Raw genomic sequence first — 8,872 nt, forward strand, 5'->3', positions numbered from 1 at the left:
AGAAGTCAGGCGGATCGGGGCTTTTCCGGTGGCAATGCCGGAATTTGGTCGCGCTTTGCTGTCCGCGAACTGGGCCGATTTTTTCAGAGGTGCGCGAGGAGCCAGCGGGCGGGTCGATCGAGGATCGACCAGAGGACCAGGATGGCGATGGCGGCGACCTCGACCAGGATTAGATAGCGCTTCCAGGTCGGGTCGCCGTCCATCCTCTATTCCTTCAGCAGCAGCGCAGGATCAGGCAGCGATGTTATAATGTCGGACGGCTGGACGCCATAGGCGGTTGCCAGGGCCTCGACCTCCGCCTGCAGGACGGGCGCGTCCTGGTCGAGCTGGCGCAGCCGGCCCGGCGCCAGTCCGGTCTGTTTAACCAGGCGCGCATCGCTGAAGCCGTACTGGAACTGCCAGGCGAGAAACCATCGCGATCCCGTGCGGATGGCATGGGCGACCGGGTGGGTCTCGTCATAGGGCCGATAGAATTGGCTCTTGTCGATCGGGCGCTCGCCCTTGCGTCGGCGGCTGGGCATCAGCGCATTCTCCCTTCCCGGCGGGCGATGATGCGGTCGATCCTGGACAGCCCGGCATAGTCGTCGCCAACTTCTTCCTTGCGCACCGATGGTTCGACGACTTCGCGTGGGACGGCCGGCACCAGTTCGTGGGTCGACCAGATTTCGGCCAGCGCATCCAAGAAGATGCGCCGTTCCGTCCCCGGCTTAGGAAGATGGTCGCCCCAGCTGCCAAAGCCAGCGTCGAGCGCGTCCGCCCTCGCCTGTTGTATGGTCGGCCGCCAGGGCGCCTTCTGCCTGCCCAAAGCGGCAAAGCAATAAGCCGGGTCGCGGCGCCGGACGTTCATAGCGCCAGATAATCCAGCTCAGCTTCCTCCATCGCGTCATAGAGGTCGCCTTCCACTTGGATGCTGTTGAGCCGCTTCCAGGCATCCTTCACGTCGCCGTTGCGCGGGAATCCGCGATCAGATTTGGCATGCCTGGCGAGTTCGCCAATCGCTCCCCTGCGCTGTTCCTGCTGGATCAGCCATTGGCCAAAAGGCGGCTTCTTCTCCGTCGCAAATTGGGTCGGGTCTGCATGTTCCATGACATTCCTCCATTCATCGACTCGTGCCGATCAACGAATGAGAACATAAAGAGAACAAAAGTGCAATTCAGTCGAGGCGGGTTGTGTCCCTGCATCGGACAGTGCCCAAGCTGATCGATCGAAAATCGCCATTGGATGCCTGGACACGTGCGGCGTCAACGATCCGCACAGCCGCTTCGTTCTTGTCGAAGCCCCAATCCTTCAGGTCCATGCAGTAGGTCTCAGCCAAGCCGTACTCGCGGGAACCGTTGCTCCTGACGGCGACCTGCAGCATCACTGCATTTGCCGGGTCCAAGAGAAAATCGACCACCTTGGGATCGCGCTTCAGGGCAGCGCGAGCGCGTTCGATCGGCGACGGAGCACCTGCAATGTTCGCAGGAGGCTGGTAACCCGGCACGTCGCTGATTATCGCGCTGGAAACCGAATTGTTGGCGGGTTGTGGTGCTTCGCCACATGCCGCGAGCGCAGCCGCAGTGATCAGCAACGCGTGGCGCATCGTCAAATCCTTTGCAGATATCGGCCATAAATACGGCAGATCGGCACGAACTGATCATCACCGACTTCTTCCGGGAAGATGACATCGCCGCTTTCGCGCTCACGCCGGGCAACGGCAAACCGAGCCACTTTTAACGATTGGTCGCGGCGCCATATCACGATGTGGCCGTCCTGCAGCTCGCCCATCGTTATCTCGCGCACGAAGACCACGTCACCCTCGTAAAGGTCGCGGTCGCCGTTGCGGCTTTGATAATCCGACAACAGCTTGACGAGGTACAGGTCGAAAGCGGTCCCCAACGCCCTCATCAGCCAGTCCTTGCGGAAAGGCGTCCAGAATTCTGGCTCGCCCTTGCCGGTGTCAGTGATGTTCCTGAGATCGAAAAATGGGACCTGTTCCCAATCTGCTTCCTCGACTGCGACCAGATCCGCGCCAGTCTTTGGCCCAGCTCCCGAGATCAACCATCGTGCATTGACACGCAATGCATCGGACAGCGCGAACAATTTATCGGACCCGCAAAGGCGCTCGCCATTCCAGTAGCCGGACATGGACTGCTTCTTCACGCCTGCAAAACGCCCGAGTTCTGCCATTCCGACGCCCACCTCACCTGCGCGTGCGCGCAGCCGCTCCCCAAATGCAGCAGGAGCTTGACGGTCCAATTCTTCGTCTTTATGGTCCAATTTGTTGGACCCAATGACCGAGGCTTTAGACATGCTCGTTCAATCTCCCCAGCGGGAGGATATCAAGGCCGCTTTACGGAAGCGGCACGGAAGCGTTCGAAAGTTCGCGGCCAAGAAAGGCGTCAAATACCAGGCAGTCGTCGACTGGCTTCGTGGCCGGCCTAACGGGCGTGTCGCGAAACTGGTTCGGGCAGAGATTGCCCGCGCCAAGCGCGATGGGATGTTGGTCGACGAGTCCATAATGTTGGACCATAATTCCACAAACGCGGAAACGCACCGTCTAATTTCGGAGGCCAATTAAACATGGCTTCCAAACCTAAAATCGAGGCGCCTTCGTCTCTCCAAGTGCTGAAAGTGTCGCCTAATGACGTCGCTATCGGCGAACGGCTGGGCGCGTTTCATCCAGACAAGGGCGCTGCTCTCGGCAAGCTGATGCTTGCAGACGGCCAGAACGAACCGATCAAGATCGTTCGCAACGGACCTCGCGCCGCGCAGCCCTGGACTTTGGTGGTGGGAAGGCATCGCCACTATGGCGCCGAGTGCGAGGGGCTGATGCTCGATGCGCTCGAAGTCGAAGGCGACGAAGTCACGCTTCGCCAGATCGAGGCATCTGAGAATGTCCAACGCGGATCGCGCAGTCCTCTGGAGCGGGCGAGCTTCGTCCGTGCCATTGCCGACGCTGCAGAAGCTCGATTGGCTGCAAGCCATGGCGGTCTTAGCCAGCAGTCCATCGCTATCCGCGCCCGTTGGGATGCGGCAAAGGCCAAAGCGCCGGGCGTCGAACGCAGTAGTGATCTGAACGACGCTGAGGCAGACCATACGGCGGCAAACTTTGCCACCGTATATGGCTGGCAAGAAAGCACCGCGAACGCCTTGGGTCTTTCGAAGCGGACCATCCGGGACGATCTGGCCCTTCATCGCGCGCTGATCGCGCCTTTTCCTGCCCTGTGGCGGGGCCTGGCGACGCACCCGATCGTGGGTGAGAACGCCTCAGCCCTACGCGACATCGCCTCGATCGTGGACCTCGGCAATCGCCAGGCGCTGATCGAAAGCCTGGTCGAAACGCCGGACATGACGCTGGCCCAGGCGATGGACGGGCTGGGCCTGTCGACGCCCAAGGCAGGCGCGGCGCCGACCGGCGCGACCAAGTATATGAACAACACCACGTCGAACCTCGCCCGCCTGTCGGCCGGCGATCAGGCGCGGATCGCACCCGAGATCGTGAAGACGATGAAGCCGAGCGCCTTGCTGGCGCTGCGTGCCGCGCTGGACGCGCGGATCGAGGAAGAAGGGATCGGCAAATGACGGCGCCCCTGACCATCGAACTGACGGATTGGGAGCGCGCCAAGCTGTTCCTGTTCGCAGCTGCCCATGCGGAAGCCAGCAAAGAGAGCAACGACGCTGAACGCTGGGCCTCGCTCGCCGAAAAGTTGCGCCCGCATGGTGGCGCTGCGCCCCCCTCGGCTCCGATCGATCCGGCCGACATGTTCGTCGGGAGGCGCTGGTGATCGGCGCCCGCCACCATACCAGCTGCTCGGCCGAGGGGTGTCGCGCGCAGATCAGCCGGGGCTGGTTCTGCAAAGATCACTGGTTCACGCTTCCACTGGAACTGCGCCAGGCGGTGCTGACTGCCTATAACGCGGCCCGCGCTGCCCATTGTCGGGCGCCGCGCGACGATCAGGAACAGCTCAACCGGGCCTATGGCGTCGCCTTCCGCGACTGCCAGGACCATCTGCGCCGCGCGCCCCGCACCCCCGCACTATCCATGTCCACCGTGGCGATCGCGGCCGATGGCGCGCGCGTCACCTATGCCGATGGGAGGCGTCTGTGACCAACGACACTGGAGAAACCCGGACGGCGCGCGCGCTGGCGCTCCAAGCCAGGGGAGCCAGCAATCGCCAGATTGCAGACGCGCTCGGCGTTACCGTCAGCACTGCCAGCGCGCTGCTGGCGAGCGGGCATCGGGCGAAGAGCCGTGGCGGCACGGGAACGCCTTGCGAGCGTGGCAAATATGGCATCGGGACCGCAGCGCTTGAAACCGCGATCATGGACCTGTGGGACGAAGGCAAGTCCTACGGACAGATTGCTGAGCTGCTGAATATTCGCCGGGAAACGGCAGAGAAAATTGTCGCCTACATGCGCGAAGGCGCGACCGATCTGGCCAGTGGCGAGGCTGCGACTGCCCGCAGCTCCGCCGCACTTCTGGACGCCCTTCGCCGCGCCCATCCCGAGCGGTGCAGCGCATGACTGCCCCGGATCGGCACCCGCAGGACTGGTATGTCGAACAGGCATGGACCGTCCGCGCGCTGATGCAGATGGTCGACTTCGACCCGCAGGATTTGGTCTGGGACCCGTGCTGCGGCCTCGGGACGATCCCTTGCACCTTTGCAGCAGCCGGGTTCGAGGCGATGGGCACCGACCTGGTCAATCGCTGGCTGCCGACCGAGCCGGCGCACCTGTTCCTGGGTGAGCATGACTTCCTGGGCGAACAGACGTGCATGCTGGAGCATTGGGCGCGGCTGAGCATCGTGGCCAATATCCCCTATGGCTGCGCGCCGGGAATCGCCGAGCGCTTCGTGCGCCGCGCCCTGATGCTGGCGAGTGGTCTGGTGTGCATCCTGGTCCCGCTGCGCTGGCGGGCCTGCGAAGGCCGCTACGGGTTTTTCCAGGAATACCCGCCCCAGCTGAAGCTGGAGTTTTGTGATCGCCCCTCGATGCCGCCGGGCACGGCACTGGCCGCGCTCGATCCCAAGACGAAGCGCCCGACCGCGTGGAAGCGCGGCACGATCGATTACATGTGGCTGGTCTGGGACCTGCGCGCGCCGACCCGCGACACGATCACCCGCATCATTCCGCCCCGCACCCCGGCCCAGAAGCTGATCGACCGTGACTTCGATCTGCGGCGCGTCGGCGTGCTTCCTCAGCTGGAGTTGGCCGCATGATCACCGATGCCGATCGCTTCCGCCGCGCCCGCACCGAACTTGAGCAGGCGATGGCGCTGGGCTGCACGATTGTGGACCTGCGCCGCCGTAATCGTGCCCTGGCGCATCGCGCCCAAGCCGAGGTCGCCAAGCGCACTGCCGACCTGATGACGAACCCCGCGCCTGTCCAGGCCGATGCGCAGGATGCGCCCGGCTTCTGGTGGATGAAGGACTGATCATGGATGTATCCAACATCAAAGCCATCGCGCCCGAACTGTCGTCGGATCAGGTCAAGCAGCTGCTGGACTGGATGGACGTGCGCAGCGGCGCAAGGGTCGTAGTCTTCCCTGACAACGCCGTAAGCCGGGGCGGCCAGATCGTCGCGTGCATGCGCCTGGGCGTTCGCGCCGAGTTGCCCAATCCCGAACAGCCTCAGGCGCGCTCCAGCGAGGAGCGCAATGGCTATGAAAGCGCGCTATGGCGAAGATGAGCTGGTGCAGCTCACCGATCAGGATGGCTGGAACGCGCAGGCGATCGCCGCGATCAACGTCAAGCTGCAGACCGCCTCGTCGATCGCGGAAGGCTATGTCGCAAAATATTACGCGCCGGCTCCCGGCCGCGCCTTGCCGCCCCTGCTGACCGAACTGGTCTGCGAAATCGCCTATGCCAAGCTGCACAAGGCGCCGCCCGAGGCGATCGAGAAGCGCGAGACCCGTGCGCTCGACCAGCTCAAGGATATTTCCAGGGGCCTGATCAAGATCGACCAGGGCAAGCAGGATATCCCGTCGCGGACCGGTGCCGTCATCGTGCCCGATCGCCAGCGGACCTTCAGCCGCGATTCCCTGGGTGAATTCTGATGGCCGGCGCCGGCATGTCCCTGTCGATCGACGGCCTGGTCGAGGTCCAGCGCGATCTGTCGCTGCTGCTCGACCGGCTGGGCGACCTCACCCCGCTGATGGACATCCTCGGCATGGAGATCGAGGTCGACATCGAGGAGAATTTCGACGGCGAGCATTCGCCCGCCGGCATTCCCTGGGACAAGTCGCAGCGCGCGATCGCGACCGGGGGCAAGACGCTGACCGACAGCCGCCGCCTGCGCGGGTCGATCACCCATGTCGCCAGCCGCACCCGCGTCGAGGCGGGCACCAACGTCGTCTACGCGCGCCGTCATAATGATGGCTGGTCGAGTGTCGAGCAGGTCGCCAGCCATAAGCGCGTCATGCGCGAAGTGTTCGGCGTGACGCTGGCCGAGCCGATCACGGTCACCGTCAAGGCGCATCGCCGCAAGGCCAGCACCCCGCAGCGCCAGTTCATCGGCCTGTCGTCGGACGGGATGGAAGGCGTTCGCGGTCATGTCGCCGACTATCTGGGGGCCGAGCAATGATCGCGGCGATCGAACTGGCCGTGCTGGCGCGGCTGAAGGCGATGCAGGACGCGCTGGGCTTTGCCTGGAACCGGCTCGATACGCTGCCGGACGACTGGGAGGCCTACCTCGCCGCCAAGCGCGGCGAGATCAAAGGCCCGGCCGCCTGGGTCGGCTTCACCGGCTGGAGCGATCCGGAGTCCTGGGGCGATGGCGTCATCGCCGTCACCGGCACCTTCGGCCTGGTTGTCGTCCATAGCAGCGCCCGGCCCGATGAAGCGGCCAACCGCCATGGTGGCCCCAATCCGGCGAAAGAGCCGGGCAGCTATCGGCTGGCGCTGGGCGCGGCGGCGCTGCTCGATCGGCAGATGCTGGGCCTCGACCTGGTCGCGCCGATGACGGTCGGCGATTGTCAGCCGCTCAAGCGCAGCAAGGCGATGCAGGACCTCAACCTGTCCGGCCATGCGATGATGCTCGGCTGTCGCTTCACCATCCAGCTGGCTGGCGACGACAGCGACGAAGAGCTGGCCGCCCTGCATGTGAATTGGGACGTGCCTGCGTTCGGCACGCCGCATCCCGTCGACGCCGATCCGATCGTGCCAGGCGCCCAGCTGCCCGACGATCCGCACGCCGACGCCACCGACCATATCGCCCTTCAGGAGACCGATCCGTCATGACCGACCAGCTTCGCTATTTCCGGCCCAAGGCGGGCCTTCAGGTCCGCGACCCCGATGACGGGGGCGCACCGCTGCCGCCGCACGGCAAAGGCCTGGCCTGGTCCGCCTATTGGCAGCGCCGCCTGGACCAGGGCGACATTGAGCCGACCGATGCCAAGAGCGTCGCGGCCGGGGACAAGAAGGCGGCCGAACCCGCCAAGGATGGAGACGCCTGATGGCCAGCTTTGCTTTCGACAAGATTTCGTCCAACCAGCGCGTCCCCGGATCGCAGGTCGAGATCGCCAATAATCGCGCGCGCCAGGGCCTGCCGCCCGCCTTGCAGAAAATCCCTCTCATCGGCCAGTGCATCGGCGCGGCCAGCGTCTCGGCGCCGGTGCGGGTGACCCGCGCCGAGCAGGGCGCAACCCTGGCAGGGCGCGGCTCGATCCTGGCGGCGATGGTGGCGGCCGCGCTGACCGCCAGCAGCCAGGTCGAACTTTGGGCGATGCCCATCGCCGACAACGCGGCGGGTGTTGCGGCCACCGGCTCGATCACGATCGGCGGGCCGTCCACCGCCGCCGGCACACTGGCGCTGATGATCGCTGGTGTCCGCGTGCCGGTAGCCGTCGCCAGCGGCGCGAGCGCCAGCACGATCGCCACCGCCGTCGCCGCTGCGATCAATGCGCTGCCCGACCTGCCAGTGACCGCTTCGGCAGCGGCCGCCGTCGTCACCCTGACCTGTCGGCACAAGGGCACGGCGGGCAACGACATCGACCTGCGCGCCAATTATTTCGACGGGGAATCTCTGCCGGCCGGCGTGACCGCGACGATCGTGCCGATGGCGGCAGGCGCGACGAACCCCGATCTTACCAGCCTGGTCGCGAGCCTGGGCGACGCCTGGTACCAGACCATCGCGATCGGCGTGAACGATGCGGCGAACATGTCGGTGATCGACACCGACCTGGAGGATCGCTGGGGACCGGTGCGCCAGATCGAAGGGCGCGCCTATTTCGGTCTGTCGGGCAGCTTTTCGACCCTGTCGAGCTTTGGCGCGACGCGCAATGGCAAGCATGCGACGATCGTCGGCGGCTATAATCTGCCGTCGCCGCCCTGGATCGTCGCGGCCGCCTTTGCCTCGGTGGCGGCCTATTATCTGCAGATCGACCCGGCCCGGCCGCTGACCGACCTGGTGGTCGCGGGGATTCGCGCGCCGCGCCCGGAGCATCGCTTCATCCGCACCGAGCGCGAGCTGCTGCTGAAGGATGGCATCTCCACCTTCCGCGTCAACGCGGAGGGCAATGTCGCGATCGAGCGGCTGATCAGCTGCTACCAGGTGAGCGCCGCCGGCTTCGACGATGACAGCTATCTCGACGTCCAGACCACCGCGACGCTGGGCTATTATCGCTACAGCTATCGCGTGCGCATGGCCGAGAAATTCCCGCGCGCGAAGCTGACCGAGGACGCGATCGCGTCGGTCCATGCCGAGACGATCGCGCTCGCCCGCGAGTGGGAAGAGGCCGAGCTGATGGAGGATGTCGACGGCTTCATCGCCAATCTGGTGATCGAGCGCGACGCGACCAACCGCCGCCAGCTCAACACGCTGATGACCCCCGACACGGTCAACGGCCTGCTGCAGCTCGCCACCCGCATCGAATTCATCCTCTGAGCGAGCG

Annotated in this window: 17 protein-coding genes; 12 read left to right on the forward strand and 5 right to left on the reverse strand. The window is 64.9% G+C overall.

Annotation, left to right across the window (positions count from 1 at the left end):
• Window positions 1-206: 206 nt before the first annotated feature.
• The 5 genes from N6H05_RS01740 to N6H05_RS01760 form a co-directional block, all read right to left on the reverse strand.
• A complete protein-coding gene (locus tag N6H05_RS01740) occupies window positions 207-521 on the reverse strand; it encodes a hypothetical protein (protein ID WP_284112478.1) in 315 nt (104 codons plus the stop codon).
• Window positions 521-847 carry a hypothetical protein gene (locus N6H05_RS01745; RefSeq protein WP_284112479.1) on the reverse strand — a complete coding sequence of 109 codons (327 nt, stop codon included), beginning with the start codon at window positions 845-847 and terminating at the stop codon, window positions 521-523. Before N6H05_RS01745 ends, N6H05_RS01740 begins: the two co-directional genes overlap by 1 nt.
• Complete coding sequence (locus N6H05_RS01750) at window positions 844-1,086, reverse strand: hypothetical protein (protein ID WP_284112480.1); 243 nt, start codon at window positions 1,084-1,086, stop codon at window positions 844-846. Before N6H05_RS01750 ends, N6H05_RS01745 begins: the two co-directional genes overlap by 4 nt.
• A 67-nt stretch (window positions 1,087-1,153) precedes the next feature.
• Complete coding sequence (locus N6H05_RS01755; RefSeq protein ID WP_284112481.1) at window positions 1,154-1,582, reverse strand: hypothetical protein; 429 nt, start codon at window positions 1,580-1,582, stop codon at window positions 1,154-1,156.
• Window positions 1,583-1,584: 2 nt separating this feature from the next.
• Window positions 1,585-2,292, reverse strand: coding sequence for a helix-turn-helix domain-containing protein (locus tag N6H05_RS01760; protein WP_284112482.1), 708 nt, complete (start codon window positions 2,290-2,292; stop codon window positions 1,585-1,587).
• Window positions 2,293-2,562: 270 nt separating this feature from the next.
• Between N6H05_RS01760 and N6H05_RS01765 the strand changes: the two genes are divergently transcribed.
• Genes N6H05_RS01765 through N6H05_RS01820 form a run of 12 tightly spaced genes read left to right on the forward strand, consistent with a single transcriptional unit; the run spans window position 2,563 to window position 8,865 of the window.
• A complete protein-coding gene (locus tag N6H05_RS01765) occupies window positions 2,563-3,564 on the forward strand; it encodes a hypothetical protein (protein ID WP_284112483.1) in 1,002 nt (333 codons plus the stop codon).
• Window positions 3,561-3,767 (forward strand): hypothetical protein, encoded by a 207-nt coding sequence (locus N6H05_RS01770; RefSeq protein ID WP_284112484.1) that lies wholly within the window; start codon window positions 3,561-3,563, stop codon window positions 3,765-3,767. The genes N6H05_RS01765 and N6H05_RS01770 overlap by 4 nt, the downstream gene beginning before the upstream one ends.
• The gene (locus tag N6H05_RS01775; RefSeq protein ID WP_284112485.1) at window positions 3,764-4,090 is read left to right on the forward strand and encodes a hypothetical protein; all 327 of its coding nucleotides are present in this window, start codon (window positions 3,764-3,766) and stop codon (window positions 4,088-4,090) included. Before N6H05_RS01770 ends, N6H05_RS01775 begins: the two co-directional genes overlap by 4 nt.
• On the forward strand, window positions 4,087-4,506 hold the full coding sequence (locus N6H05_RS01780; RefSeq protein WP_284112486.1) for a hypothetical protein: 420 nt from the start codon (window positions 4,087-4,089) through the stop codon (window positions 4,504-4,506). Before N6H05_RS01775 ends, N6H05_RS01780 begins: the two co-directional genes overlap by 4 nt.
• On the forward strand, window positions 4,503-5,201 hold the full coding sequence (locus tag N6H05_RS01785) for a TRM11 family methyltransferase (RefSeq protein ID WP_284112487.1): 699 nt from the start codon (window positions 4,503-4,505) through the stop codon (window positions 5,199-5,201). The genes N6H05_RS01780 and N6H05_RS01785 overlap by 4 nt, the downstream gene beginning before the upstream one ends.
• Window positions 5,198-5,416 (forward strand): hypothetical protein, encoded by a 219-nt coding sequence (locus tag N6H05_RS01790; RefSeq protein ID WP_284112488.1) that lies wholly within the window; start codon window positions 5,198-5,200, stop codon window positions 5,414-5,416. Before N6H05_RS01785 ends, N6H05_RS01790 begins: the two co-directional genes overlap by 4 nt.
• On the forward strand, window positions 5,401-5,670 hold the full coding sequence (locus tag N6H05_RS01795; RefSeq protein ID WP_284112489.1) for a hypothetical protein: 270 nt from the start codon (window positions 5,401-5,403) through the stop codon (window positions 5,668-5,670). Before N6H05_RS01790 ends, N6H05_RS01795 begins: the two co-directional genes overlap by 16 nt.
• Window positions 5,639-6,037: a phage protein Gp36 family protein gene (locus N6H05_RS01800; protein WP_284112490.1), complete on the forward strand. Its 399-nt coding sequence runs from the start codon at window positions 5,639-5,641 to the stop codon at window positions 6,035-6,037. The genes N6H05_RS01795 and N6H05_RS01800 overlap by 32 nt, the downstream gene beginning before the upstream one ends.
• Window positions 6,037-6,564, forward strand: a complete 528-nt coding sequence (locus N6H05_RS01805; RefSeq protein WP_284111523.1) for a phage virion morphogenesis family protein — start codon at window positions 6,037-6,039, stop codon at window positions 6,562-6,564. Before N6H05_RS01800 ends, N6H05_RS01805 begins: the two co-directional genes overlap by 1 nt.
• Window positions 6,561-7,220, forward strand: a complete 660-nt coding sequence (locus N6H05_RS01810; RefSeq protein WP_284111522.1) for a phage protein Gp37 — start codon at window positions 6,561-6,563, stop codon at window positions 7,218-7,220. The genes N6H05_RS01805 and N6H05_RS01810 overlap by 4 nt, the downstream gene beginning before the upstream one ends.
• Entirely contained in the window at window positions 7,217-7,435 is a 219-nt protein-coding gene (locus N6H05_RS01815) for a DUF2635 domain-containing protein (protein WP_284111521.1), read from the forward strand. The genes N6H05_RS01810 and N6H05_RS01815 overlap by 4 nt, the downstream gene beginning before the upstream one ends.
• Window positions 7,435-8,865, forward strand: coding sequence for a phage tail sheath subtilisin-like domain-containing protein (locus N6H05_RS01820; RefSeq protein WP_284111520.1), 1,431 nt, complete (start codon window positions 7,435-7,437; stop codon window positions 8,863-8,865). The genes N6H05_RS01815 and N6H05_RS01820 overlap by 1 nt, the downstream gene beginning before the upstream one ends.
• Window positions 8,866-8,872 lie beyond the last annotated feature (7 nt).

The sequence above is a fragment of the Sphingobium sp. WTD-1 genome, assembly GCF_030128825.1.
Lineage (GTDB): Bacteria > Pseudomonadota > Alphaproteobacteria > Sphingomonadales > Sphingomonadaceae > Sphingobium.

Bases quoted from the DNA above. Each gene is read 5' to 3' on its own strand.
- N6H05_RS01760 (WP_284112482.1), bottom strand. From the start codon at position 2,292: ATGTCTAAAGCCTCGGTCATTGGGTCCAACAAATTGGACCATAAAGAC.
- N6H05_RS01815 (WP_284111521.1), top strand. From the start codon at position 7,217: ATGACCGACCAGCTTCGCTATTTCCGGCCCAAGGCGGGCCTTCAGGTC.
- N6H05_RS01820 (WP_284111520.1), top strand. From the start codon at position 7,435: ATGGCCAGCTTTGCTTTCGACAAGATTTCGTCCAACCAGCGCGTCCCC.
- N6H05_RS01740 (WP_284112478.1), bottom strand. From the start codon at position 521: ATGCCCAGCCGCCGACGCAAGGGCGAGCGCCCGATCGACAAGAGCCAA.
- N6H05_RS01785 (WP_284112487.1), top strand. From the start codon at position 4,503: ATGACTGCCCCGGATCGGCACCCGCAGGACTGGTATGTCGAACAGGCA.
- N6H05_RS01745 (WP_284112479.1), bottom strand. From the start codon at position 847: ATGAACGTCCGGCGCCGCGACCCGGCTTATTGCTTTGCCGCTTTGGGC.
- N6H05_RS01790 (WP_284112488.1), top strand. From the start codon at position 5,198: ATGATCACCGATGCCGATCGCTTCCGCCGCGCCCGCACCGAACTTGAG.
- N6H05_RS01770 (WP_284112484.1), top strand. From the start codon at position 3,561: ATGACGGCGCCCCTGACCATCGAACTGACGGATTGGGAGCGCGCCAAG.
- N6H05_RS01805 (WP_284111523.1), top strand. From the start codon at position 6,037: ATGGCCGGCGCCGGCATGTCCCTGTCGATCGACGGCCTGGTCGAGGTC.
- N6H05_RS01765 (WP_284112483.1), top strand. From the start codon at position 2,563: ATGGCTTCCAAACCTAAAATCGAGGCGCCTTCGTCTCTCCAAGTGCTG.
- N6H05_RS01750 (WP_284112480.1), bottom strand. From the start codon at position 1,086: ATGGAACATGCAGACCCGACCCAATTTGCGACGGAGAAGAAGCCGCCT.
- N6H05_RS01800 (WP_284112490.1), top strand. From the start codon at position 5,639: ATGGCTATGAAAGCGCGCTATGGCGAAGATGAGCTGGTGCAGCTCACC.
- N6H05_RS01810 (WP_284111522.1), top strand. From the start codon at position 6,561: ATGATCGCGGCGATCGAACTGGCCGTGCTGGCGCGGCTGAAGGCGATG.
- N6H05_RS01755 (WP_284112481.1), bottom strand. From the start codon at position 1,582: ATGCGCCACGCGTTGCTGATCACTGCGGCTGCGCTCGCGGCATGTGGC.